We start from the raw sequence: 22,582 nt of genomic DNA on the forward strand, positions 1-22,582 counted from the left end.
CCGATGCGCTTTCTGTTGCTCTGTGCATTCAGCCTGTTGGCTGCCTGCCAAATCCATCAGGTCACACCACTGCCGGCGCCGATCGCCCCGCACGGCCGTGATCACGCCGACCTCGGAGTCATCCGTGAACTCGCCACGGGCCGTACGCTGACGCCGCAAGAACTTGTCCAACGCCTGGCCGTTGTGCCTCGGGTATTGGTCGGTGAACAGCACGACAACCCGGACCACCACGCCCTGCAATTGTGGCTGCTGCGCGAACTGGCGACACAACGCCCCCAGGGCAGCCTGCTGATGGAGATGCTCAACCCCGATCAACAGGCCAGGGTCGATGCCGCGCAAGCCGTGACCCGCGCGGGCCAGCCACCGGCCGATGCGTTCACGGCGCTGGCCTGGCAGGCCAATTGGGACTGGAGTGTTTATGGCGCACTCGTCACCTACGCGCTGCGGCAACCGTATCCGCTGCTGGCGGCGAACCTGGACCGCGCGCAGATCATGCAAATCTACAAACAGCGCCCGGTACTTACGGGGCAAGCGTCCACCACCCAACAGGTGCGGGCGACCTTGCTGGATGACATCCGCCAATCCCATTGCGGCCTGCTGCCCGAAGCGCAGATGCCGGCAATGCTCGCCGTGCAACAACAGCGTGACCGGCGCATGGCCCAGCGCCTGATAGCCGCACCGACGCCGGCGTTGCTGCTGGCCGGTGCCTTCCACGTGCGCAAGGATCTGGGGGTGCCACTGCACCTGAAAGACCTCGGTGCCGGTGAAGGGAATGCGGTGCTGATCCTGGCCGAAGCGGGCAAGACCGTGACCGCCGAGAATGCGGATTACGTGTGGTACACCGCCGCGCAACCGGAACAGGATCATTGCGCGCAATTGCGTCGCTAAACCCGACCGAAACATTGTGGCGAGGGGGCTTGCCTGTGGTGAGGGGGCTTGCCTGTGGCGAGGGGGCTTGCCCCCGTTGGGTCGCGCAGCGACCCTGAACCCTGCAATCGCGGTTACTCAGACAAACCGCATTGCCTGGATTGGGACTACTTCGTAGTCCAACGGGGGCGAGCCCCCTCGCCACAGGTGTCGGCCTGCCGGCGCGACACTATGTCACGCCTGTACGCCGGTCCAATGGTCGTATCTGCCCCTCCGACACCGGCACAGTTTGTTAACATCCCCGCGATTTTTTCGTCTGTACAGTCATCACGCTGTCATTTCAGCCTGTTCAACAGGATGCTTTTTTTCATGAGTACTTTGTATACCCGCCGGACTGTCCTGCAAGGCATGGGCCTGTTGAGCCTGGGCCTGCTCGCCGGTTGCGACGACAGCAGCAAGCTGTCGTTCAACTACGGCAAGGACCTCAGCGACAAGATCATGGGGCGTAACTTCAAGCTCAAGAACCCTGAAGGCGAAACCAGGATGCTAGGCAGCTATCGCGGCCTGATGCCGATGGTATTCTTCGGTTTCACCCAGTGCCCGGCCGTGTGCCCGACCACCCTGGCCCGCGCCGCGCAGGCCAAGAAGCTGATGGGGCGCGATGGCGAAAGGCTACAGGTTATCTTCATCACCCTGGACCCTGAACGCGACACGCCAGAGTTGCTGGACCAGTACGTCAAGGCGTTCGACCCGAGTTTCGAAGCCCTGTACGGCACGCTTGAAGAAACCGCCGCCACCGCCAAGGAATTCGGCGTGTTCTTTGAGAAGGTCCCGAGCGGCGATACCTATACCCTCTCCCATACCGCGACCAGTTTTGTCTTCGACTCCCGGGGCAATCTGCGCCTGGGGCTGTCCGCGTCCCTGACGGCCAAAGAGTGCGCAGAAGACCTGCTCACCGTGATGGAGGTTTGCTGAAATGAATGCCCCGCAAGCTAAAAAACGCTTCGTGCAAAGTTGCAAGCAACTGGCACTGGGCTTGTCCCTGGTCGGCTTGGCCTTTCAGGTATCGGCACAAACCCGGGTCGACGACGCCTGGGTCCGCGCCACCGTGGCCGGCCAGCCGTCGAGCGGCGCCTTCATGACCGTCACCGCCAGCAGCGACAGCAAGTTGTTGAGCGTGCAAACGCCGGTTGCCAAGCTAGTGCAGATTCATGAAATGAGCATGAAAGACGACGTGATGAAAATGCAGCAGGTGCCGTCCGTTGCGCTGCCAGCCGGCAAGCCGGTGAGCTTCAATCCCAACGGCTATCACATCATGCTGATGAATCTCACAGGTCAGATCAACGAAGGCGACAAGGTGCCACTGACCCTGACCGTGGAAGACGCCAAGGGCGAGAAAGAGTCGATTCAGATTGAAGCCGTTGCCAAGGCGATTAACACCATGGATCACAGCAAGATGATGCATGATCACAGCAAGATGAATTGATTGCTCCGTCAGTTAAAACACAGAGCCTGTGGGAGCGAGCTCGCTCGCGATGAGGCAGGAACATTCGACATCGATGTCGCCTGACACTCCGCCATCGCGAGCAAGCTCGCTCCCACAGTTTGATCTTCAGTGAATACGAGTCCTTTTCACGTCAACTCAAACAAGCTTGAGCACCACGTTGATATTGTTGCGCGTGGCTTTCGAGTACGGGCAGTACTGGTGCCCGGTGTCGACGATTTTTTGTGCGGTTTCACGGTCCAGCCCCGGCAGGCTGACATTGAGCCGCGCCTGCAGCAGATAGCCGCCTTCATTGGTGCCCAAATCAACCTCGGCATCGACGGCCACATCCTTGGGCAACGCCACTTTCATTTCCCTGGCTGCAACTTGCATGGCGCCGATGAAACAGGCGGACCACCCGGCAGCGAACAGTTGCTCCGGATTGGTTCCACCGCCACCCGCGCCCGGGGACGACAGCTTCACATCGAGGATTCCGTCGGAGCTGCGGGACGCGCCGTCACGCCCGCCGGTGGTGTGGGTTTGGGCGGTGTACAACACTTTATCGATCTGGCTCATGATGACCTCCTGATTGAGTTGTAAAAAACCGGTTTTCACCCCATCGGGTCGCTGGGATGGTCAATCAATATAGTCGTCGCAGCCCCGCCTCGCGGTCGATCCGACCAGCGCCCCCTTCTACTTTATTTACGCGCCAACTTGTACCTGACGCAGTCCTCATAAAAGCTCTGGCGTACAGCAGTCGGCTTGAATCGCGACGGACTGTCATAAGTTTGCTCTGTAATGCCAAGTGCCATCATGCGCATCCAGGATTTTGCAAACTTGTAGACCTGGATTTTTTGGCGTGCGGCGTACAGAGAAACGCCTGAAAGCTTGAGCTCCTGTGCCCTTGCGGCGGTTCCCGCCCCCCAACTGCACATGTATTGATCATGGGTGGCCAGTTCTTTGGCTTGAGCCGAATGGGCTACACCCGCGATAACTAACGGCATTAACGAGATCCATGTCTTGCGCATCTTGACCTGTTTAACTAGCTGAAAATGAACTAATTTTGCTGAGGATTTTTAAACTTGGGGGCCAGCATCGTGCCTTTTTTGCAAATTAGTGCGAAAACGAGATGTGTGACGTTATTTCTTGCGAGTTTTCAATCCTTTGCTATAGCTAAGACTCTCAATCGCCAACTAAGTGAGGCAACGGAATGTCAGTCGCAAAGAAAATGAGTGTGGGGCAACTGACAATGTTGACCGCGGTCAACATGTTGGGCTCAGGCATTGTGCTGCTACCGACGAAACTCGCGGAAGTCGGTGCAATTTCGATCCTCTCCTGGCTGATAACGGCCACCGGCTCCCTCGCTCTGGCGTACGCCTTTGCGCGATGCGGGATGCTCAGCCGCAAGACCGGCGGCATGGGCGGTTATGCCGAATACACCTTCGGTAAAGCAGGTAACTACATCACCAACTACACCTACGGCCTCTCGCTGTTGATAGCCAACGTGGCGATCAGTATTACAGCGGTCGGTTATATCCAGGTGTTGTTCGGGATAGAACTCGACTCACTGCAAGTAGGCCTGGCCACTATTGCCCTGTTGTGGATCACCACCTTCGCCAACTTTGGCGGCGCCAGCATTACCGGCCGTATCGGCGCGGTGACGGTCTGGGGTGTGATTGCACCGGTGGTGCTGGTCTCAACGGTGGGCTGGTTCTGGTTCGACAGCAGCGTATACGCCGCTGGCTGGAACCCCCACGACAAAGGCTGGTTCGAAGCGGCAGGCGCCTCGGTGGCAATTACCCTGTGGGCCTTCCTTGGCCTTGAATCGGCTTGCGCCAACACCGACGCGGTGGAAAACCCTGAGCGCAACGTACCGATTGCCGTGCTGGGCGGCACCCTGGGTGCAGCGGTGATCTACATCGTCTCCACCAACGTCATCTTCGGTATCGTCGGCAACGAAGAACTGGCCGCGTCCACTGCGCCGTTCGGCCTGGTGTTCGCCAAGATGTTCACCCCGATGGTCGGCGACATCGTGATGGCGGCCATGGTGCTCGCCTGCATCGGTTCGCTGCTGGGTTGGCAGTTCACCATCGCCCAGGTGTACAAAAGCTCGGCGGACACCGGTTACTTCCTGCCGATCTTTGCCAAGGGCAACAAAGCGGGAACGCCGATTGTCGGCATGCTGGTGCTGCTGGCGGCACAGACCGCGCTGGCCCTGCTCACCATCAGCCCCGACTTGAGCAAGCAGTTCGACACCCTGGTCAACCTCGCGGTGGTCACTAACCTTGTGCCGTACATCCTGTCCATGGCCGCGCTGATGACCATGCAGAAAGTCTCCAACGTGCCGGAAGGCAAGGCACTGGCCACCAACGTCATCGCCCTGATCGCGGCGGCCTACAGCTACCTGGCGCTGTACAGCTCCGGTGAACAGGCGCTGATGCTGGGCGGCGTGGCCACGATCGTTGGTTACACCCTGTTCGGCTTCGTCAACAACCGCCTGATCCGCCTCGAAGCGCTCAACAACAGCGTACCGACACAAACCGTCAGCGCGCAGCACCTCACTGCCGAGCCAGTGCCGGTCAACAACCTGAATTAACTCTGGAGGATCAATCATGACGGAATATAAACACTCGCTGGGCATGCTGGCGCTATTGGTCAGCAGTCCGCCGGACAAGCGAACAGTGTTTGGCCGCGCCCTGGATCAACTGGTCCACGACGTAGAGGGACGTGGCGTCAGCGTACTGGCCTCGGAAAGCCTCACCGATGCCGCCTCGATCCTGCGCTCGGACCCTGCCATTCAATGCGTGCTCATCCGGTGGGAAATGGACACCAGCGAAGGCCACGCCGACTGCACCAAATTGCTGGTCAAGCTGCGCGAGCGCAACACGCGAGTGCCGGTGTTCCTGATCAGCGACCGCACCACCGCGTCGAGCATTCCGTTGCTGGTCATGCAACACGCCGACGACTTCATCTGGCTGCCCGAGGACACCTCCCGGTTCCTCAGCGGGCGCATCCTGGCGGCCATCGAACGCTATCGCCAGGCCGCCCTGCCGCCGATGTTCGGCGCGCTGGTGAAGTTTGCCCGCAACTATGAATACTCGTGGCACACCCCAGGCCATGCCGGCGGCACGGCTTTCCTGAAGAGCACCGCAGGCCGGGCCTTCTACGAGTTCTTCGGGGAGAACCTGCTGCGTTCCGACCTGTCGATCTCGGTGGGCGAACTCGGTTCGCTGCTCGATCACAGTGGCCCTATCGGCCAGGGTGAACGCTATGCCGCCAAGGTCTTCGGCGCCCACCGCACGTATTACGTGACCAACGGCTCGTCGATGTCCAACCGCGTCATCCTCATGGCCAGCGTCACGCGCAACCAGATCGCCCTGTGCGACCGCAATTGCCACAAGTCCGCCGAGCACGCGATGACCCTGTCCGGGGCGATTCCGACCTACCTGGTGCCGACCCGCAACCGCTACGGCATCATCGGCCCGATCCTGCCGCAGACCCTGAGCGCCGAAGGCGTGAAAGCCGCGATCGCCAACAACCCGCTGGTCAAGCAAGGCATCGACCCGACGCCAGTGCACGCCATTGTCACCAACTCCACCTACGACGGCCTGACCTACAACGTCACCCGCGTCGAAGAACTGCTGGGCGAAAGCGTGGACCGTCTGCACTTCGACGAAGCCTGGTACGGTTATGCGCGCTTCAACCCGCTGTACAGCGGACGCCATGCCATGCACGGCAACCCGGCCGATCACGACAAGTCCAAGCCGACCGTGTTCGCCACCCAGTCGACCCACAAATTGCTGGCTGCCCTGTCCCAGGCCTCGATGATCCACGTGCGTGACGGGCGTAACCCGATCGAACATGCGCGTTTCAACGAGTCGTACATGATGCACGCCTCGACCTCGCCAAATTACGCGATCATGGCGTCCTGCGACGTCAGCTCGGCGATGATGGAAGCACCGAGCGGGCAGATCCTCACCAACGAGTCGATTGAAGAAGCCATCAGCTTCCGCCAGGTTCTCTCGCGCATGCACAACGAGATGGTGGGCAAGAACGACTGGTTCTTCACCTGCTGGCAGCCGCCGACCGTACAGGTTGGCGCAGCGGCCGTGCCGTTCCATGAGGTCGACCCGGCTACGCTGAAAACCGATCCGAACTGCTGGGTCCTGCACCCGAACGCGGTATGGCACGGCTTCGGCGACATCGAAGACGGCTACTGCATGCTCGACCCGATCAAGGTCTCGGTGCTCAGCCCGGGCATGGGCGACGACGGCAGCCTGCTCGCCTCCGGTATCCCCGCTTGCGTGGTCACGGCGTACTTGGGCCGTCAGGGTATCGTGGTCGAGAAAACCACCGATTTCACCATCCTGTTCCTGTTCTCCATCGGCATCACCAAAGGCAAGTGGGGCACGCTGCTCAACGCCCTGCTCGACTTCAAGCGTGACTACGACGACAACGCCGAGCTCGAGCTGTGCCTGCCCGACCTGTACAACGCCAACCAGCATCGCTATGCCGGCATGGGCCTGAAGGATCTGGCCGACGAAATCTTCGCCGCCATGAAGAAACACAAGACCACCGCCAACATGTCCCAGGCCTTCGGCACCCTGCCAAAAGCCGAGTTCAGCCCGGTGGAGGCCTACGAAAAACTGGTGCGTAACGACATCGAACTGGTGACGCTCAACGAGGCCGCCGGACGCCTTGCCGCGACCGGTATCGTGCCGTATCCACCAGGCATCCCGCTGCTCATGCCGGGTGAGAACGCAGGGCCTGCGGACGGTCCGTTGCTGGCGTATCTCAAGGCACTGGAAGCCTTCGACAAATCCTTCCCCGGCTTCACCCATGACACCCACGGGATCGAAGTCGAAGATGGCGTTTACCGGATGCTGGTACTGAAATGAGTTAGCCAGGTTCACCGCAACCCCTGTAGGAGCGAGCTTGCTCGCGATGGAGTGTCAGCTACGTTGATGTCGACTGACACACCTTCGCGAGCAAGCTCGCTCCTACATTGCATTGTAAAACCCCCGAAATCCCTATGGGCAAACTCGATCACAGCGCTCTATGATTGATCCCCATGACCACCACCGCTGCGATCCGCTCACCCTGCCCGCCCGGCGCCTGCGACTGCGGGCGTGACCCGTTGCTGGAAACACCAGGGGCGGACCTGCGCATTCTGTTTCTGACCCGCAATGAAGAAAAACGCCTGATCGAACGCCTGGAGAACCTGCAGAGCCTGAGCGATCTGGAGCACCTGCAACGGCGCATGCTCGAACAATTGGGCATCCGCGTGGACATCGCACCCGGTTTCAACGAAGTGCGCACCATGCGCGGCATCGGTATCCAGATTGGCGAACTGCCGGGGCTGTGCCGCAAGACCCGCGCCAACATCCCCGCCGCCATTCGCCGGGCCATGGAAAAGCGCCCGGAGATCGCCTACGAACTGCTCAATGCCAACGACCTGTTGCGTGACGCCTGATGAAGCTTCTTCTCGAACTCCCCCTCACCGACGAGATTCTCACCTCGTTCGCCCTGGCCATCGGGGCCGACCTGCAGGGCTACCGCAACCACATTTACCGGGTGCTGAATTTCCATGGAGCCCTCAGTGGTGCCGATGGCCTGCCCCCGGCCGCCGTCCAAATCGCGGCGGCGTTTCATGACCTGGGCATCTGGACCGATGACACCCTCGACTACCTGCCGCCGTCCATTGCCCTGGCCACCGAGTACCTCGACAACCAGCAACGAGCGGAACTGAAGGATGAAGTCAGCGCATTGATACTTGAGCATCACAAACTGCGCCGGTATCGCGGCGCCTATGCTGCCAGCGTCGAACCCTTCCGCCAGGCCGATCTGGTGGATGTGTCCCTGGGCCTGGTGCGTTTCGGCTTGCCCCGCAGCTTCATCAAAACCGTGCAGGCGACCTTTCCCGATCACGGCTTTCACTCGATGCTGATGAAGCTTTCAGCCCGTCAATTCATTCGCTCGCCGCTGCGCCCGCTGCCCATGTTTCGCTGGTGAAACACGCATCCGTTACCCCCTCGAACAGGCACCTGAACAAGATCAGCGGTCGTACATGAATCACGAGGCGCTGCTATGCCTTCCATGGGAGATTTTGCCGCAAGCCAGCCAGGATGGAACTGCAAACCCAAGCGCGGCCACGGCCCCGGCGCCAGCCAGGTGCGCGCATAAAAACCGGTGCCAATCCGTAACAGGAGGTAGCCGATGTTATTCATCGTCAGTTGGACAATCAGCCCGGACAACCGTGATGCCGCAATCGCACGTTTCCTCAAGACCGGTGGCGCACCGCCCGAAGGCGTCACCATGCACGGACGCTGGCACGCCGTAGGGAGCTCGGCCGGCTTCGGCATTGCCGAGGCGAGTGATCTGGTGCCGATTCAAAAATGGGTGCTGGAGTGGAACGACCTGATGAGCATGGACGTGCATGCCGCATTGACCGATGAGCAAATTGCACCATTGCTGGCTGCCACTGCCGACCGGTAATGGCGATTGAGGCGGCGAGTAGCGCTCGCCGCCTCAATTTAGCGGGTGTTTTTGAGCGAACACTCTTTCGGCGCAATGCTCCTGAATCAGTGCTTTCTGACTATCCATTACTGGATATTTCGCAATTCAAACCTACGCTCTTCGCGGGGGTTACGAAATTCAACGACGGTTGGGGGCTCGTCTCGATGTACTCACGCGAGTGCGCAGGAGCTCGAAATGAATCGGACAACCTTATCCACGCTGTTTGCGGCCCCCCTATTGCTGTCTGTGATGGCGTTTCCCGGCCTGACCCTGGCCGCCGACAAAGCTCCCAACATCCTGGTGATCATGGGCGACGATGTGGGCTGGTCGAATATCGGCGTCTACAACCAAGGCATGATGGCCGGCAGAACCCCCAACCTTGATCAGCTAGCGAACGAAGGCATGCGTTTCACTGACTATTACGCCGAGGCCAGTTGCACCGCCGGGCGCGCCAACTTCATTACCGGCGAACTGCCGATTCGGACAGGCATGACCACCGTCGGCCAGGCCGGCTCGCCCGTGGGTATTCCCGCCGAAGCCGTCACCATCGCGACCGCACTCAAGGCCATGGGTTATGCCACCGGCCAGTTCGGCAAGAACCACTTGGGCGACCTGAACCAGTTCCTGCCCACCGTCCATGGTTTCGATGAGTTCTTCGGCTACCTCTATCACCTCGACGCCATGGAAGATCCCGCACACCCCAATTATCCGAAGGAGCTGCTAGACAGCGTCGGCCCACGCAACATGGTCCACAGCTGGGCCTCCACCACTGATGACACGACCGTGATGCCGCGCTGGGGCAAGGTCGGCAAGCAGAAAATCGAAGACGCCGGAACGCTCTATCCGGAGCGGATGAAAACCGTCGACGAGGAGATTCGCGACAAGGCCTTCTCGTTCATCGACAAGGCCAAGCAGGACAACAAACCGTTCTTCGTCTGGCTCAACCCGACCCGCATGCACATCGTCACGCACCTGTCCGACAAGTACGAGGCCATGCGCAACTCGCAGAATGGCTGGTCGGAACAGGAAGCCGGTATGGCGCAGCTCGATGACATTGTGGGCGACGTCCTGGCGAAGCTGAAAAAAGACGGCATGGACGACAACACCATCGTGATTTTCACCACCGACAATGGTGCGGAAAACTTCACCTGGCCCGATGGCGGCACGACTCCGTTCGCCATGGGCAAAGGCACGGTCATGGAGGGTGGCTTCCGGGTACCGGCAATCATTCGCTGGCCAGGCAAGGTGCCGGCCAACCAGATTGCCAACGGCATCATGTCCGGCATGGACTGGTTCCCGACCCTGGTCGCGGCGGCAGGTAACCCGAACATCACGGCGGAACTGCTCAAAGGCAAACAATTGGGCGACACCACCTACAAAGTTCACCTGGACGGCTATGATCAAACGCCAATGATCACCGGAAAAGGTCCGTCGAACCGGCATGAAGTTTTCTACTTCGGAGAGAGCTCCTTGGGTGCGGTGCGCATAGACGACTACAAATATCGCTTCATTGACCAACCGGGTGGCTGGATGGGGGCTAAAGTTGCTGTGGATGTGCCGATCCTGACCAATCTTCGACTCGACCCGTTCGAGCGCATGGGCTGGCCGGAAAATCAGGCCGCGCAGGGTTCGCAACAATACTTCGACTGGTTCAAATTCCAGTTCTGGCGCTTCGTGTTCGTCCAGCAGCAGGTGGCCAAACTGGCAGAAACAGCGATCGAGTTCCCACCAATGCAAAAAGGCGCGAGTTTCAACCTCGACTCGGTTAAAGCCAAGATCGCCGCGGCTCGGGCAGAGATGGCCAAGTAACAGCCGAATCCACGGGTGGCGAGTTCAGTCCACCCGTATTCGAAATGGACAATTGCTGAGGGATTTCCATGCCGACGAAAACAGCTACCCTGCCCGCCTCTGCGCTACTTGCCCTGTGCTGCCAGCAAGCCTGGGCCGGCGGCATCATGCTCTATGAAATCGGCACCGATAACGCCGGCCTGGCCAACGCCGGTGCCGCCGCCCGTGCCCAAGGCCCCTCGACCATCGCCAGCAACCCCGCGGGCATGAGCTATCTGCCAGGCACGCAAATCACCGCCGGCTTGCAGGTTCTGTACGGCGACCTGAGCTTCGACCGCGACTCCGGCACCAACACCCCGGGCAGCGGCAGTGGCAACGCCCTCGATCCGATTCCCGGTGGCAGCTTCTTCATCAGCCATGAACTCGACGAGCACTGGAGCGTCGGGTTCGGCCAGTACGGCGACTTCGGCCTGGCGGTCAATTACGACAACGACTGGTCCGGCCGCTACTTTGCGCAGAACTCCAGTCTGCTCGGCCTGTCGCTGGTACCGAGCGTGGCTTATCGCTTCAATGAGCAGTGGTCGGTCGGCCTGGGCATCAAGGCCATGTACGGCATGTTAAAGGCAGATACCGCCATCGACCGCTCCCCTTTCGGCTTCACTGACCGCTCTGACGGCCAATACAAGTACCGGGACAACACCTGGGGCTATGGCGCCAACGTGGGCGTGATCTACGCCCCACAACCCGGCACGCGCATCGGCCTGACCTACACCAGCCAGGTCGACCTGGACTTCAAGGACCGGCTGGACGTCAAGGGCGACGGCCGCCTGCTCGAGCGCGTCAACAACACCGATACCGAACTGGACATGAAGGTGCCGCAAACCGTCACCCTGAGCCTTTTCCAGCAACTGGACCGGCAATGGGCGTTGCTCGCCTCGGCCAACTGGCAGGACTGGTCCGAGTTCGGTGACATCGCCGTAGAGGTCGACACCACGGCGTTTGGAGCGCAATCGACAACAGTCGACGCCGGCTTCAAGGACACCTGGCACCTCTCCCTTGGCGCGCAATACCAGGCCACCGAGCAGTGGTTGTGGAACGTCGGTGTGGCCTACGACAGCAGCGCCGTCTCGGACAGCAACCGCAGCGTGGTCGTGCCGATGAGTGAATCCTGGCGCATTGCGACAGGAGCCACCTATGCTCTGAACGAGAACACCGATGTCAACGTCAGTTGGGCCATGGTCTGGCTCGGCGACATGCCGGTGGACCAGGCGAAGGCCGTATCGGGCAATCGAATCTCCGGTCAATTCGACAATGCCTGGATTCAGGCTATAAACGGAAACATGACCTGGCGATTCTGATGTCTTGTAAACGAAAGAATGACGATTTAAACCAAGGAGTAAACACCACTATGAATCTGTCCCGAAAACTGCTCGTCGGCGCTACGCTGGCCAGTCTGTTGCTAGGCGGCTGCACCTCGAAAGTGACTGAGAAGGAGCAATATTCAGGCTTCCTGTCCAACTACAACAACCTGCAGGAAGTCGAAACGCCGAGCGGCGGCACCGCGATGCGTTGGGTCAGCCCTGCGTGGAACCCGAATGCCTATGACACCGTGGTGTTCAACAAACTGGAGCTCTACCCGGCCCCCAAACCCGATGAGCGTGTCAACCAGCAGACACTGACCGACATTCAGAACTACATGACCAGCAAGGCCAAGGCTACGCTGGGCCAGAAATACCGCGTAGTGACCAACACCTCTTCCGCACCGGCGGGTTCGCGCCCCCTGATCATGCGCGCGGCGATTACCGGGGTGAACGCCGAGAACGAAGGCATGAAGTGGTATGAAGTGGTGCCCATCGCGGCCGTAGTCGGGGCAACCCAGGCAGCCACCGGTCACCGTGACCAGGAAACCACCCTGTTCATCGAAGCCGAGTTCGTCGACGCCAAGAGCAACCAGACCGTAGCCAAAGTGGTGCGCAAGGTGTTCGGCACCGAACTGAAAAACGAAAGCCAGAAGATTACCGCCAAGGACTTCAAGGCGGCGATCGACAAACTGGGTACCGACTTCCAGGCATTCCTCAAGTAAGAACAGGTTGCTCGCGTAGGAGCTGCCGCGGGCTGCGATCCTTTGATCTTCAGGTTATTGAAACCATGAAAAGGTCGCAGCCTTCAGCAGCTCCTATCGGCACAGTTCACTTTTTCATCCCCACCCGCCGGCGCATCTCGGCAGTGATCGCTTGCCGGGTTTTGGGCATGTCCACGCCGAGCTTCTCCCCCTGCAACTCGAACTTGAGTCGACCCTTGGCCCAGGCTTTGGCGAGACCATCCTGGGGAGTCCAGATGCCCCGGTCCCAGACGATCACCTCGCCCACGCGGTAATGCCCCTCGGGTATGCTTCGCGCCAGGACGTTGAATGCAAACGTCTTCTAACCAGGCAGAGCACACGAGTGGCGCAGTAATTCAATCGGCGTTGAAAATGCCCGGACAGACGGGCCATGGGCGCGCCACCCGGCTGGCGCTTCGGGGCCTATACTTCGCCGGTGCAGTCTCATCCCCCGGAGAGCAGCCATGCGCAGGGTTCACATCATCGAAGCCGGAAATCCCCCGGGGCCGGTCAACGTCGTGGGTGAAACGATCACCGTCCTGGCCGGCGGGGATCTGAGCAAACCGTTCGAGATGCACATCCAGAAAGGCATACAAGGAGGCGGGCCACCGCCACACTTTCATCCCTGGGACGAAGCGTTTTACGTCGTTGAAGGTCAGGTGGAAGTGACCGTCGAAGGCAAAGCCACCACCGTCCTGGCCGGTGGCTACGTGCATATCCCCAGCGGTTCGATTCATGCCTACAAGAACGTCAGCCCCACTGCGACAATGATCGGTGTGGTGTCCGATCCACGCGGTGGGCAGTTCTTTACGGCGCTGGATCAACTCAAGGTACCCGAGGACCTGCCGCGGATCTTGCAGATAGCCGAAAGCTTCGGGGTGACGTTTCTGCTGCCCAAGGCGATTTAGGCCGCACCGCCCTTGGCCTGCTGCTCCAGGTGGACTTGCAACTGCGGGTCGATCTGCAACGCTGCGGCCAGTTCATCCAGATAGTTGCGCTCGGCGTCCTGCTGGTCGTCCACCAGCATGACGCTGGCCAGGTACATCTCCGAGGCCATGCCGGGGTCGGTGGCCGACTGCGCGATGTCATAGGCATCCAGTGGCTTGGCGACCTCGTCGTCCAGCCATTGCTGCAATTGCGGATCGTCGGTGTGACGGCCGATTTCAGTGCTGATCATCTGCTTCTCGGCGTCATCGATGCGACCATCGGCCTTGGCCGCGGCAATCAATGCCCGCAGGATCGCATGGCTGTGTTCCTCGGCCTCCGGGCCGGCCAGCAAGTCCACGGTCCGTGGCGCTTCCTGCGGCGCCGAGGCCTGACTGCGCTGCCAGGCCTGGTACGCCTGGAACGCCATCATGCCCAGGGACGCCAGCGCCGCATAATTGGTGCCGCCAGCGGAGCGACTTTGCGGTGCACCGCCCATCGGCGAACCGCCGCCAAGCAAACCACCGAGCAAACCGCCCAACCCTGCGCCACCGCCGCCAGCACTGGTACCGGCACCCCCGCCCAACAAACCGCCGAGCAATCCACCCAGGTCGCCGAGCCCGCCCTGGGCCGATGCGCCACCGCCACCCTGTCGCGCCATCGAGCCCTGGCCGGCACGCAGTAATTGTTCGAGCAGATCGCTGGTGTTCATGACGTTTGTCCTCTTGAAGGGCGTTTATCCAGTCAGGCAACGATAGCCCCCGCAGGCGAATGTGCCAGCACCGTTGGGCTGACCCGCCCGCGCTTTCCCGGATTCGTCCGGGGTATTTTCTTGCGGCGCAGCTAAGATTCATGAGTGGTGAACCTTATTCCCGGATACCCGGTCGATACCTGCAACCCGACCCGGTTTGCCACCACCCCGTACACGAGGTGACAACTGGCTTGCTTCATTCACTGGAGAACGCCCCTGTGATTTCAACCCTGTACATCGCCAGGCTCAAAGCATGGGGCGCCCATGGTTTTACCGCCACTGGCGTGGTCACCGCTTTCCTCGCCACCCTGTCCCTGCTGGAAAACCAGCCGACCCATTGCCTGCTGTGGCTGGGTGTCGCCCTGATCGTTGACGGACTGGACGGTGCGCTGGCACGCAAGGTCAACGTGCAGTCGGTATTACCGAGCTTCGATGGCTCGATCCTCGACCTGGTGATCGACTACCTGACGTACGTGTTTATCCCGGCACTGTTTATCTATCGCTATATCCCGTTGCCGGACTACACCTTGCTGCTGAGCGTGTCGCTGATTCTGGTGTCGTCGCTGTTCTGCTTCTGCAACGTCAACATGAAGAGCAAGGACAACTACTTCCAGGGCTTCCCCGCCGCCTGGAACGTGGTTGCCCTGTGCCTTTACATCATTGCCCCGTCGCCGTGGATCACCTTCATTACAGTCATTGGCCTGGCCCTGCTGACCGTGACCCGAATGAAATTCCTGCACCCGTTTCGCGTGCGCCGGTTCATGCCGATCAACATTGCGGTGACGGCCATCTGGTTGCTGTGCAGCCTGTCACTGGTGCTCAACCATCCGCTGATCAACCCGTGGGTGATGGGGCTGTGGCTGCTGATGTCGGCGTACTTCCTGGGCATCTGCCTGTGGCGCACGGCGCTGGAGTGGTTCGACGAATCGAGGCTCAAGTAGCCATGGCGGTCCATATCGTTCAACTCGGCTCACCCCGTCGACCCGATGAAGGATTGCGCCTGGGCACGGTACGCCGCCCTCCCCGTGGCGTACCGAAAGCCGAATTCGCCCGTCGGGACTTTTATGATGTCTGGCAGCCGCTGCTGTCGCCCAGTGCGCAGTTGGTGGCCGAGGCCAAGGCTGCGCAAGATGCCAATGCCTGGGAGGTGTTCCGGCGCAAGTTCAAGACCGAGATGAGCCAGCCCGCTGCCAGTCAGTTACTGGATCTGCTGGCCGCGTTGTCCCATCAGACGTCCCTGGCCGTGGGCTGTTATTGCGAGGATGAAGCGCATTGCCATCGGTCGGTGTTGCGCGAGTTGCTGGAGGCGCGTGGGGCCGTAGTGATTTAGATGCCATGACCACCACACAACCCCTGTGGGAGCGGGCTTGCTCGCGAAGGCGGTGGGTCAGCCACAGCATCTGTGACTGGAAGACCGCTATCGCGAGCAAGCTCGCTCCCACAGTTTTTTACAGGGTTGTCATTCAACGCCGCGTGATCACCACCTCCAGGTATTCACTCGGCACTACCAGCGACTTGTTGCCCGCCCGGTTCAACCGGTTGATCAGCTCGGTCAAGTCGGTCTCCAGGGCCTTGGCGCCATCCTCGGGCAGCGCGGCGAAGGCCTTGTGCACCGGCCCGTACCACTGGCGGAAGGTGTCGATGAAATGCGCCGCCGAGCGATAGCGGAAATTGAACGTGCGACGCGTCACCTGGAGCAGGAATTCACGTTCGTCGAAATGCTCGTGCAGCCAGGCTTCGGTGCCCCAGCGTGAGGGTGGATTGGCACCCGGAGGGGGTGGCAGGTGCTGGCCAAGGGTCTTGAACATCTGGCCGACGAAACCTTCCGGCGTCCAGTTGGCCAAGCCAATCCGCCCGCCCGGGCGACAAACCCGTGCCAGTTCCGCGGCGGCTTTGGGCTGGTCCGGCGTGAACATCACACCGAAGGTCGACAGCACGGCATCAAAGCTGCCGTCGGCAAAGGGCAAGGCTTCGGCATCGGCGACCTGGAAGGAGACATTCAGCCGTTCTGCCCGGGCCCGTTCTTCGCCGCGTTCGAGCAAGGCGGCGACATAGTCGGTGGACGTCACCTGGCAGCCACGGCGCGCAGCCGCGAGGGTTGCGTTGCCGTTACCGGCGGCAACGTCGAGCACGCGCTCATCGCACAACAGGTCACAGGCTTCGGCCAGTTGCTCGCCGACGATCTGCAGGGTGGTGCCGATCACGGCGTAGTCGCCGCTGGCCCAGGAGGCCATCTGGCGGTTTTTCAAGGCAGTCAGATCAATAGGTGTACTCATGGAGAAGGTCTCTGGGTTGAAACACGAGTCGGGCCTGGCGGGCATTCACTCCGCCGTTGTCGGATCGATGATGTTCATGACCTGGGAAATGCGATTGGCGGGAAACCCGCTCACCCGAGCGTGCTCCCTGATCTGCTCTTCGTTCGGCGAGATGTACACGCAGTAGAGCTTGTCACCGGTGACATAGCTCTGCAGCCACTGCACCTCAGGCAACTCACGCAACGCCCGGCAGGACTTTTGCGAAGCGGCTTTCAAATCCCTATCCGATAATGCTCCGGCGCCCTGGATCTCACGTTCAATGACGAACTTAGGCATGGCAACCTCTCTTTATTGTTCTTGATGGCAGGGCGGCACTCACCCTGTGATCAAACTATCGCCCTGACGGGCGCTGGCGTCCTGTCCGATCGTCGCCCAACCCTGCCCGATCGTCCGGAGATTCCACGTTGCGCGCCGAGGCGCTCACAATCAGGAATCCTTCCACGGGAAACCCCAATGGACGCTCTGTCGCAGACCCTGCGCGTCGTGCATCTGGTCGGCGCGATCTTTATCAACGCCCGGTTCACCGCGCCCTGGTGCTACCAGTCGCCCAGCGCCGACACCGCCGCGCCGTTTCTGGAGCCCGATGCGGAACGGGTAGTGATCTTTCACCTGATAACCGAAGGTGAGTGCTACGTTGAACTGGGCGATGACCCGCCGCTGCAGCTGAGTGCGGGCGACGTGGTGATCTTCCCCCAGGGCGACGCCCATCGCATGTGCTCACGTCCCGGATTGCCCCCGGCCACGGGTGCGCGACTGGATGCCGTGCTGGCGCGCCGGCCCCGGCAGTTGAGTTATGGCGGGGGTGGCGCGGTCACCCGGTTGGTGTGCGGTTATCTGGCGTGCGACACGCGCCTGGCGGGCATGTTGCTCAAGGGCTTGCCAGCGGTGGTGCGGGTCAATGTGCGCGGTTCGGATGCCGGTATCTGGCTGGAATCCTCCGTGCGCTATGCCCTCGCCGAAGCCCGCTCGCCCCGCCCTGGCGGCGAAGGGGTATTGGCCAAACTGGCCGAAGTGCTGTTCATCGAAGTGTTGCGCCTGTACATGAACGAACAAGGCGAAGGCCGCACCGGCTGGCTGGCCGGTGTGCGCGACCGCATCGTCGGCGCCGCCCTCAACGCCTTGCACAAAAAACCTTGCCACGCCTGGACGCTGGACGAACTGGCGCGCACTGCCAGCACCTCAAGATCGGTGTTGGCCGAACGCTTCCAGCAACTGGTGGGGGTGTCGCCGATGCAGTACCTGACGCAATGGCGCATGTTGCTCGCCGCCAACCTGTTACGCAGCAGCAACAGCTCATTGACGCGCATCGCCGAAGAAGTCGGTTACCAGACCGATACCGCCTTCAGCCGGGCCTTCCGTCGCGAGTTCGGTGCACCGCCGGCAGCGTGGCGGCGCGGACAGGAGAAAAAAACCATGGCCCACGGGGCAAGACCCATGAGCCATTGATCGAGCAAGTTACGCCGCTGGCGCGCCGGCCTTGGCCTCCTCCAGCAACTGCTGAATCATTTTTTCCTGAGTGTCGTAACTACCTTCGCCGAAGTGGGTGTAACGCACCTGCCCCTTGGCATCGATCAGGTAGTGCGCCGGCCAGTACTGGTTGTCGAAGTTGCGCCAGATCGCGTAGTTGTTGTCGATCGCCACCGGGTAGGTGATGCCGTATTCCTTCACCTTGGCCCTGACGTTGTCGATGATGCGCTCAAAGCCGTATTCAGGCGTGTGCACGCCGATCACCACCAGCCCGTCCTTTTCGTATTTCTTCGCCCACTGCTTCACGTATGGCAGGGTGTGCTTGCAGTTGATGCAGTCGAAGGTCCAGAAGTCCACCAGCACAACCTTGCCTTTCAGGGCCTCGTTGCTCAGGGCCGGCGAGTTGAGCCATTCCACCGCGCCGGACAGCGAGGGCATGGCGCCTTGGGCATCGCCCATGGTGCTGTCTGCCTTGACCTTGCTGACCAGGTAATCGACGACTTTCGGCACGGCTTCCAGCACGCCTTTCTCCACACTGTTGACACCTTCCGATGAGGTGTTGGCCAGCAACAGGTCATTGGCCCCCGTTGCAATCACCGCCGCACCGGCGAGCACCGCAACCCCGGCGCCACGGCGCAACCAGCCGGTGACCGGAATCGACGGTTTCAAGCGATTGACCAGGCCGCGCCCGGCAAAGATCAAGGTGCCCAGGGACAGCGCACTGCCCGCGCCATAGGCCACCAGCAACAGACTGGTGCCGGCGTTCGCACCTTGCAACATGGCGCTGGTGAGAATCACCCCGAGGATCGGCCCCGCGCAGGGTGCCCAGAGCAGCCCGGTGGCGACACCGATCATGATCGAAGCCAGCGGCCCGGACATCTTGCGCGAGTCTGGGTCGATGCGATTGCCCAGCAGCACGAAGGGACGGGCCAGCCAGTCACCGACCCGGGCGGAGATCAGCGACAGGGCGAACAGCACCATCACCGCCAGCGCTACGTGGCGGCCGGTGTTGCTGGCCTGTATCACCCACTCGCTGCTGACCACGGCCAGGCTGGAGACCAGGGCAAAGGTCAGGACCATGCCACCGAGGGTCAGCAGGATCGAGGAGCGTGTACGGTCGGCCCCGGCAAACAGGAATGGCACGACCGGCAGGATGCACGGGCTGAGGACGGTCAATATGCCGCCTAGGAAAGCGATGAGTAACATGGGATCACCTAATGCAAATTAGAGGGCAACACATCACCACTGTAGGAGCGAGCCTGCTCGCGATGGCGTCCGGTCAGGCGACACATCGTTGACTGAACCATCGCTATCGCGAGCAAGCTCGCTCCCACAGTGGATCGGGGTGTTCTCAAGCCGTCTGCTCATCCAGCAACTGCCCCTGAGGCGTGCGGCTGGAACCGTTCTCGGCGAGCATCTGCCCCTGCGGCGTGCGGCTGGAACCGTCTTGCGCCAGGAAGCCCTGGGTGCCCTTCTCTGCCACAGGCGTGAGCTGGAAGCAGGTGTTGCTGGCGCAGGCGCTTTGCTCGACAGCGGCGTTGGCATGGGCCGCCGCACCGGCGACGGAAAAGACGATGGCGGTCAGGTAGCGGGAAACGTTGTTCATGATGTCCTTCCTGTTGCAAATGGATTTGGCGGGGGTTGATCGCGACACTCAGTTTTCCGAGTTGCAGTTGTCGGCGAATTTGCTGTAATCCAGCACCTGGGTTTTTGACTGGGAGTCGAGGTACGTCAGCCGCGCATTCACCACGCCACAGGAAGGCGTAGTGTCCTCGGTCAGCGACACCACTTTCCTGATATCCAGTTGGGTGCCATAGGTGTAGGTTCTGGGAGCGACATCGGCTTCGGCACGGGCCGACAAGGTGCAGATGTTCAGTGCGGCAAACAGGCAGGCTGCGTAGATGGCTTTGGTGTTCATGGCGGACTCCTCAAGGTTTCAACAGGTCAACTGTTCGTTGGGCCGAGGCGCTCTGGTTTGCCTCGATGGAACCTATTAAAAGCCTGCGAGGTATCTCGTCTGTGTCGGGAATCGGCGAGAATCAATCGCTGCGTATCAGAACGGTGCCTGGATACAAAGCAATACAAAACCGCTGGAAATCGGCTTTTTTGCCTTCGTGTGTATCCGCAGGCAAGCCGGATACACTGCAATACAAAGGGCGGCAGGCGAGCCCGCCCAGGCTCGATAGACTGTGTGGCATTCCCCATTCACCAGAGGTTTGGCCCAATGGATCACGTTGATCACATCCTCATCGTTGACGATGACCGCGAAATCCGCGAACTGGTTGGCAACTACCTGAAGAAGAACGGCCTGCGCACCACGGTCGTGGCGGATGGACGGCAAATGCGCGCCTTTCTGGAAACCACCCCGGTGGACCTGATCGTGCTGGACATCATGATGCCGGGTGACGATGGCCTGCTGCTCTGCCGCGAACTGCGCGCCGGCAAGCACAAGGCCACGCCAGTGCTGATGCTCACCGCCCGCAACGATGAAACCGATCGCATCCTCGGCCTGGAAATGGGTGCCGACGACTATCTGGTCAAGCCATTCGCTGCCCGTGAACTGCTGGCGCGGATCAACGCGGTGCTGCGACGCACCCGCATGCTGCCACCGAACCTGGTGGTGACCGAAGCCAGCCGCCTGTTGGCCTTTGGGCGCTGGCGCCTGGACACCTCGGCCCGTCACCTGCTCGATGCAGACGGCACCATGGTGGCCCTGAGCGGTGCTGAATATCGATTGCTGCGGGTGTTTCTCGACCATCCACAACGGGTGCTCAACCGCGATCAATTGCTCAATCTGACCCAGGGCCGCGACGCCGACCTGTTCGACCGTTCCATCGATCTTTTGGTCAGTCGTCTGCGCCAGCGCTTGCTCGACGACGCTCGCGAACCGGCCTACATCAAGACCGTGCGCAGCGAAGGCTATGTGTTTTCCCTGCCGGTGGAAATCCTGGGCGATCAATCATGACCCTGGCGCTGCATTGGCCGCGGACCCTGGCCTCGCGGCTGTCGCTGATATTCCTGATCGGCCTGATCCTCGCCCAGGCGCTGTCCTTCGGCGCGCAGTACTACGAACGCTACGAGTCCTCGAAAAACACCATGCTCGGCAACCTGGAAACCGACGTTTCCACGTCCGTTGCCATCCTCGACCGCTTGCCCGCCGATGAGCGAGCCGCCTGGCTCAAACAACTGGAGCGGCGCAATTACAGTTACATGCTCAATGAGGGGTCGCCGGGCACGCCCATCCGCACCGACATGCCCGATGCGCCCATTGCCATTGCCTCGATCAAAGACGCCATCGGCCACGATTACCCGATGACCTTTACCGACATCCCCGGGCCGAAAAAACATTTCCAGGTGCACTTGAACCTGGCCGATGGCAGCCCGCTGACCATCGACGTCCGCCCGGCGATGGTGCCGTTGTCGCCCTGGCTGCCCATCGTGTTGCTCGGGCAACTGGCGCTGATGCTGGCCTGCTCCTGGCTGGCGGTCAGAATCGCCATCCGCCCCCTCGCCCGCCTCGCCGGTGCCGTCGAAACCCTGGACCCCAACGCCCATCCCGTACTCCTGGACGAAAAAGGCCCGACCGAAGTCGCCCACGCCGCCAAGGCCTTCAACGCGATGCAGGCACGCATCGCGGCGTACCTGAAGGAACGCATGCAATTGCTCGCGGCAATCTCCCACGATCTGCAAACCCCGATCACCCGCATGAAACTGCGCGCCGAGTTCATGGACGACTCCAGCGAAAAAGACAAACTGTGGAACGACCTGGGCGAAATGGAACACCTGGTGCGCGAAGGCGTGGCCTACGCCCGCAGTATCCACGGCGCCACCGAAGAAAGCCGCCGCACCGACCTCGACTCGTTTCTCGACAGCCTGGTGTTCGACTATCAGGACGTGGGCAAGGATGTTCAGCTCAGCGGCAAGAGTGCCGCCGTCATCGACACCCGCCCCCACGCCTTGCGCCGGGTGCTGGTCAACCTGACGGACAACGCATTGAAGTTTGCCGGTGCCGCCGAGTTGCGGGTGCAAAAGCAGGCCGATGGCAACCTCTCGATCAAGATCCTCGACCGTGGTCCGGGGATCGCCGAGGAAGAACTCAAGCAAGTGATGGAACCGTTCTACCGCGTTGAGAATTCCCGCAACCGCAGCACCGGCGGCACCGGGCTGGGGCTGGCGATCGCCCAGCAACTGGCGGTCGCGATTGGAGGCTCCTTGACCTTGAGCAATCGCGAAGGGGGCGGGTTGTGTGCGGAGTTGCGATTGCCGGGGCAAAAGGGTTTGGCTCAGGGGTGAGAATGCCGGACCAACCGTAGAAAATGGTCGGCTGTCAGGCCGCCTTCGCGGGCAAGCCCGCACACAGGGGGTGCGCC

At 61.0% G+C, this 22,582-nt stretch carries 25 protein-coding genes and 1 pseudogene; 17 read left to right on the forward strand and 9 right to left on the reverse strand.

What is annotated here, in order from left to right:
• Positions 1 to 3 precede the first annotated feature (3 nt).
• The 3 genes from J4D25_RS04445 to J4D25_RS04455 all read left to right on the forward strand — a co-directional run bounded on the left by J4D25_RS04445 (position 4) and on the right by J4D25_RS04455 (position 2,353).
• Positions 4 to 888, forward strand: a complete 885-nt coding sequence (locus tag J4D25_RS04445) for a ChaN family lipoprotein (RefSeq protein ID WP_057715425.1) — start codon at positions 4 to 6, stop codon at positions 886 to 888.
• A gap of 348 nt (positions 889 to 1,236) precedes the next feature.
• Positions 1,237 to 1,842: an SCO family protein gene (locus J4D25_RS04450; protein WP_057715426.1), complete on the forward strand. Its 606-nt coding sequence runs from the start codon at positions 1,237 to 1,239 to the stop codon at positions 1,840 to 1,842.
• Position 1,843: 1 nt separating this feature from the next.
• Positions 1,844 to 2,353, forward strand: a complete 510-nt coding sequence (locus J4D25_RS04455; RefSeq protein ID WP_057715427.1) for a copper chaperone PCu(A)C — start codon at positions 1,844 to 1,846, stop codon at positions 2,351 to 2,353.
• 156 nt (positions 2,354 to 2,509) lie between these two features.
• Here the strand turns inward: J4D25_RS04455 and J4D25_RS04460 are convergent, their stop codons facing one another.
• Together J4D25_RS04460 and J4D25_RS04465 are read right to left on the reverse strand one after the other, a co-directional pair.
• Complete coding sequence (locus J4D25_RS04460; RefSeq protein WP_046040328.1) at positions 2,510 to 2,926, reverse strand: organic hydroperoxide resistance protein; 417 nt, start codon at positions 2,924 to 2,926, stop codon at positions 2,510 to 2,512.
• 122 nt (positions 2,927 to 3,048) lie between these two features.
• A complete protein-coding gene (locus tag J4D25_RS04465) occupies positions 3,049 to 3,378 on the reverse strand; it encodes a hypothetical protein (RefSeq protein ID WP_057715428.1) in 330 nt (109 codons plus the stop codon).
• Positions 3,379 to 3,560: 182 nt separating this feature from the next.
• Between J4D25_RS04465 and potE the strand changes: the two genes are divergently transcribed.
• From potE to J4D25_RS04505, 8 genes are all read left to right on the forward strand, one after another.
• Positions 3,561 to 4,946: a putrescine-ornithine antiporter gene (gene potE, locus J4D25_RS04470; RefSeq protein WP_057715429.1), complete on the forward strand. Its 1,386-nt coding sequence runs from the start codon at positions 3,561 to 3,563 to the stop codon at positions 4,944 to 4,946.
• A 16-nt stretch (positions 4,947 to 4,962) separates the two neighbouring features.
• A complete protein-coding gene (locus tag J4D25_RS04475) occupies positions 4,963 to 7,248 on the forward strand; it encodes an Orn/Lys/Arg decarboxylase N-terminal domain-containing protein (protein ID WP_057715430.1) in 2,286 nt (761 codons plus the stop codon).
• A 173-nt stretch (positions 7,249 to 7,421) separates the two neighbouring features.
• Positions 7,422 to 7,823 carry a hypothetical protein gene (locus J4D25_RS04480; protein WP_008050481.1) on the forward strand — a complete coding sequence of 134 codons (402 nt, stop codon included), beginning with the start codon at positions 7,422 to 7,424 and terminating at the stop codon, positions 7,821 to 7,823.
• Positions 7,823 to 8,362, forward strand: coding sequence for a hypothetical protein (locus J4D25_RS04485; RefSeq protein WP_057715431.1), 540 nt, complete (start codon positions 7,823 to 7,825; stop codon positions 8,360 to 8,362). Before J4D25_RS04480 ends, J4D25_RS04485 begins: the two co-directional genes overlap by 1 nt.
• A gap of 204 nt (positions 8,363 to 8,566) precedes the next feature.
• A complete protein-coding gene (locus J4D25_RS04490) occupies positions 8,567 to 8,845 on the forward strand; it encodes a DUF3303 domain-containing protein (RefSeq protein ID WP_057715432.1) in 279 nt (92 codons plus the stop codon).
• Between the two features lie 216 nt (positions 8,846 to 9,061).
• Positions 9,062 to 10,675, forward strand: coding sequence for an arylsulfatase (locus J4D25_RS04495; RefSeq protein WP_057715433.1), 1,614 nt, complete (start codon positions 9,062 to 9,064; stop codon positions 10,673 to 10,675).
• A gap of 68 nt (positions 10,676 to 10,743) precedes the next feature.
• Positions 10,744 to 12,012: an OmpP1/FadL family transporter gene (locus tag J4D25_RS04500; protein WP_057715434.1), complete on the forward strand. Its 1,269-nt coding sequence runs from the start codon at positions 10,744 to 10,746 to the stop codon at positions 12,010 to 12,012.
• Positions 12,013 to 12,062: 50 nt separating this feature from the next.
• Entirely contained in the window at positions 12,063 to 12,737 is a 675-nt protein-coding gene (locus J4D25_RS04505) for a DUF3313 domain-containing protein (RefSeq protein ID WP_057715435.1), read from the forward strand.
• A gap of 175 nt (positions 12,738 to 12,912) precedes the next feature.
• Here J4D25_RS04505 and J4D25_RS04510 read toward each other — a convergent pair.
• Positions 12,913 to 13,056: pseudogene (locus J4D25_RS04510) on the reverse strand (DNA polymerase ligase N-terminal domain-containing protein); the annotation flags it as partial.
• Between the two features lie 163 nt (positions 13,057 to 13,219).
• Here J4D25_RS04510 and J4D25_RS04515 point away from each other — a divergent pair.
• Positions 13,220 to 13,663, forward strand: coding sequence for a cupin domain-containing protein (locus J4D25_RS04515; RefSeq protein WP_057715437.1), 444 nt, complete (start codon positions 13,220 to 13,222; stop codon positions 13,661 to 13,663).
• Here the strand turns inward: J4D25_RS04515 and J4D25_RS04520 are convergent.
• Positions 13,660 to 14,391, reverse strand: coding sequence for a tellurite resistance TerB family protein (locus J4D25_RS04520; RefSeq protein WP_057715438.1), 732 nt, complete (start codon positions 14,389 to 14,391; stop codon positions 13,660 to 13,662). The genes J4D25_RS04515 and J4D25_RS04520 overlap by 4 nt on opposite strands.
• Before the next feature lie 257 nt (positions 14,392 to 14,648).
• Here J4D25_RS04520 and pcsA point away from each other — a divergent pair, with 257 nt between their 5' ends.
• Both pcsA and J4D25_RS04530 read left to right on the forward strand, forming a co-directional pair.
• Positions 14,649 to 15,371 (forward strand): phosphatidylcholine synthase, encoded by a 723-nt coding sequence (gene pcsA, locus J4D25_RS04525; protein ID WP_057715439.1) that lies wholly within the window; start codon positions 14,649 to 14,651, stop codon positions 15,369 to 15,371.
• A 2-nt stretch (positions 15,372 to 15,373) separates the two neighbouring features.
• Positions 15,374 to 15,760: a DUF488 domain-containing protein gene (locus tag J4D25_RS04530; RefSeq protein ID WP_057715440.1), complete on the forward strand. Its 387-nt coding sequence runs from the start codon at positions 15,374 to 15,376 to the stop codon at positions 15,758 to 15,760.
• A gap of 133 nt (positions 15,761 to 15,893) precedes the next feature.
• Here the strand turns inward: J4D25_RS04530 and J4D25_RS04535 are convergent, their stop codons facing one another.
• Together J4D25_RS04535 and J4D25_RS04540 are read right to left on the reverse strand one after the other, a co-directional pair.
• Positions 15,894 to 16,706: a class I SAM-dependent methyltransferase gene (locus J4D25_RS04535; RefSeq protein WP_057715441.1), complete on the reverse strand. Its 813-nt coding sequence runs from the start codon at positions 16,704 to 16,706 to the stop codon at positions 15,894 to 15,896.
• A gap of 45 nt (positions 16,707 to 16,751) precedes the next feature.
• A complete protein-coding gene (locus J4D25_RS04540; RefSeq protein WP_057715442.1) occupies positions 16,752 to 17,021 on the reverse strand; it encodes a DUF4242 domain-containing protein in 270 nt (89 codons plus the stop codon).
• A 177-nt stretch (positions 17,022 to 17,198) separates the two neighbouring features.
• Between J4D25_RS04540 and J4D25_RS04545 the strand changes: the two genes are divergently transcribed.
• Positions 17,199 to 18,191, forward strand: a complete 993-nt coding sequence (locus J4D25_RS04545) for an AraC family transcriptional regulator (protein ID WP_057715443.1) — start codon at positions 17,199 to 17,201, stop codon at positions 18,189 to 18,191.
• A gap of 9 nt (positions 18,192 to 18,200) precedes the next feature.
• Here the strand turns inward: J4D25_RS04545 and J4D25_RS04550 are convergent, their stop codons facing one another.
• The 3 genes from J4D25_RS04550 to J4D25_RS04560 form a co-directional block, all read right to left on the reverse strand.
• A complete protein-coding gene (locus tag J4D25_RS04550; RefSeq protein ID WP_057715444.1) occupies positions 18,201 to 19,418 on the reverse strand; it encodes a cytochrome c biogenesis protein DipZ in 1,218 nt (405 codons plus the stop codon).
• Between the two features lie 145 nt (positions 19,419 to 19,563).
• Complete coding sequence (locus J4D25_RS04555; RefSeq protein WP_057715445.1) at positions 19,564 to 19,818, reverse strand: hypothetical protein; 255 nt, start codon at positions 19,816 to 19,818, stop codon at positions 19,564 to 19,566.
• A gap of 48 nt (positions 19,819 to 19,866) precedes the next feature.
• Entirely contained in the window at positions 19,867 to 20,130 is a 264-nt protein-coding gene (locus J4D25_RS04560; RefSeq protein WP_057715446.1) for a DUF2790 domain-containing protein, read from the reverse strand.
• 306 nt (positions 20,131 to 20,436) lie between these two features.
• Here J4D25_RS04560 and J4D25_RS04565 point away from each other — a divergent pair, with 306 nt between their 5' ends.
• Both J4D25_RS04565 and J4D25_RS04570 read left to right on the forward strand, forming a co-directional pair.
• Positions 20,437 to 21,177: a response regulator gene (locus tag J4D25_RS04565; RefSeq protein WP_008023822.1), complete on the forward strand. Its 741-nt coding sequence runs from the start codon at positions 20,437 to 20,439 to the stop codon at positions 21,175 to 21,177.
• Complete coding sequence (locus tag J4D25_RS04570; protein ID WP_057715447.1) at positions 21,174 to 22,505, forward strand: ATP-binding protein; 1,332 nt, start codon at positions 21,174 to 21,176, stop codon at positions 22,503 to 22,505. The genes J4D25_RS04565 and J4D25_RS04570 overlap by 4 nt, the downstream gene beginning before the upstream one ends.
• Positions 22,506 to 22,582: the final 77 nt, after the last annotated feature.

This window comes from Pseudomonas sp. GW456-L13 (assembly GCF_017350115.1).
GTDB lineage: Bacteria > Pseudomonadota > Gammaproteobacteria > Pseudomonadales > Pseudomonadaceae > Aquipseudomonas > Aquipseudomonas jessenii.

What these genes read in the sequence shown, in the direction of transcription:
- J4D25_RS04445 (WP_057715425.1), top strand. Translation starts at nt 4, where the DNA reads ATGCGCTTTCTGTTGCTCTGTGCATTCAGCCTGTTGGCTGCCTGCCAA.
- J4D25_RS04450 (WP_057715426.1), top strand. Translation starts at nt 1,237, where the DNA reads ATGAGTACTTTGTATACCCGCCGGACTGTCCTGCAAGGCATGGGCCTG.
- J4D25_RS04455 (WP_057715427.1), top strand. Translation starts at nt 1,844, where the DNA reads ATGAATGCCCCGCAAGCTAAAAAACGCTTCGTGCAAAGTTGCAAGCAA.
- J4D25_RS04460 (WP_046040328.1), bottom strand. Translation starts at nt 2,926, where the DNA reads ATGAGCCAGATCGATAAAGTGTTGTACACCGCCCAAACCCACACCACC.
- J4D25_RS04465 (WP_057715428.1), bottom strand. Translation starts at nt 3,378, where the DNA reads ATGCGCAAGACATGGATCTCGTTAATGCCGTTAGTTATCGCGGGTGTA.
- potE (WP_057715429.1), top strand. Translation starts at nt 3,561, where the DNA reads ATGTCAGTCGCAAAGAAAATGAGTGTGGGGCAACTGACAATGTTGACC.
- J4D25_RS04475 (WP_057715430.1), top strand. Translation starts at nt 4,963, where the DNA reads ATGACGGAATATAAACACTCGCTGGGCATGCTGGCGCTATTGGTCAGC.
- J4D25_RS04480 (WP_008050481.1), top strand. Translation starts at nt 7,422, where the DNA reads ATGACCACCACCGCTGCGATCCGCTCACCCTGCCCGCCCGGCGCCTGC.
- J4D25_RS04485 (WP_057715431.1), top strand. Translation starts at nt 7,823, where the DNA reads ATGAAGCTTCTTCTCGAACTCCCCCTCACCGACGAGATTCTCACCTCG.
- J4D25_RS04490 (WP_057715432.1), top strand. Translation starts at nt 8,567, where the DNA reads ATGTTATTCATCGTCAGTTGGACAATCAGCCCGGACAACCGTGATGCC.
- J4D25_RS04495 (WP_057715433.1), top strand. Translation starts at nt 9,062, where the DNA reads ATGAATCGGACAACCTTATCCACGCTGTTTGCGGCCCCCCTATTGCTG.
- J4D25_RS04500 (WP_057715434.1), top strand. Translation starts at nt 10,744, where the DNA reads ATGCCGACGAAAACAGCTACCCTGCCCGCCTCTGCGCTACTTGCCCTG.
- J4D25_RS04505 (WP_057715435.1), top strand. Translation starts at nt 12,063, where the DNA reads ATGAATCTGTCCCGAAAACTGCTCGTCGGCGCTACGCTGGCCAGTCTG.
- J4D25_RS04515 (WP_057715437.1), top strand. Translation starts at nt 13,220, where the DNA reads ATGCGCAGGGTTCACATCATCGAAGCCGGAAATCCCCCGGGGCCGGTC.
- J4D25_RS04520 (WP_057715438.1), bottom strand. Translation starts at nt 14,391, where the DNA reads ATGAACACCAGCGATCTGCTCGAACAATTACTGCGTGCCGGCCAGGGC.
- J4D25_RS04530 (WP_057715440.1), top strand. Translation starts at nt 15,374, where the DNA reads ATGGCGGTCCATATCGTTCAACTCGGCTCACCCCGTCGACCCGATGAA.
- J4D25_RS04535 (WP_057715441.1), bottom strand. Translation starts at nt 16,706, where the DNA reads ATGAGTACACCTATTGATCTGACTGCCTTGAAAAACCGCCAGATGGCC.
- J4D25_RS04540 (WP_057715442.1), bottom strand. Translation starts at nt 17,021, where the DNA reads ATGCCTAAGTTCGTCATTGAACGTGAGATCCAGGGCGCCGGAGCATTA.
- J4D25_RS04545 (WP_057715443.1), top strand. Translation starts at nt 17,199, where the DNA reads ATGGACGCTCTGTCGCAGACCCTGCGCGTCGTGCATCTGGTCGGCGCG.
- J4D25_RS04550 (WP_057715444.1), bottom strand. Translation starts at nt 19,418, where the DNA reads ATGTTACTCATCGCTTTCCTAGGCGGCATATTGACCGTCCTCAGCCCG.
- J4D25_RS04555 (WP_057715445.1), bottom strand. Translation starts at nt 19,818, where the DNA reads ATGAACAACGTTTCCCGCTACCTGACCGCCATCGTCTTTTCCGTCGCC.
- J4D25_RS04560 (WP_057715446.1), bottom strand. Translation starts at nt 20,130, where the DNA reads ATGAACACCAAAGCCATCTACGCAGCCTGCCTGTTTGCCGCACTGAAC.
- J4D25_RS04565 (WP_008023822.1), top strand. Translation starts at nt 20,437, where the DNA reads ATGGATCACGTTGATCACATCCTCATCGTTGACGATGACCGCGAAATC.
- J4D25_RS04570 (WP_057715447.1), top strand. Translation starts at nt 21,174, where the DNA reads ATGACCCTGGCGCTGCATTGGCCGCGGACCCTGGCCTCGCGGCTGTCG.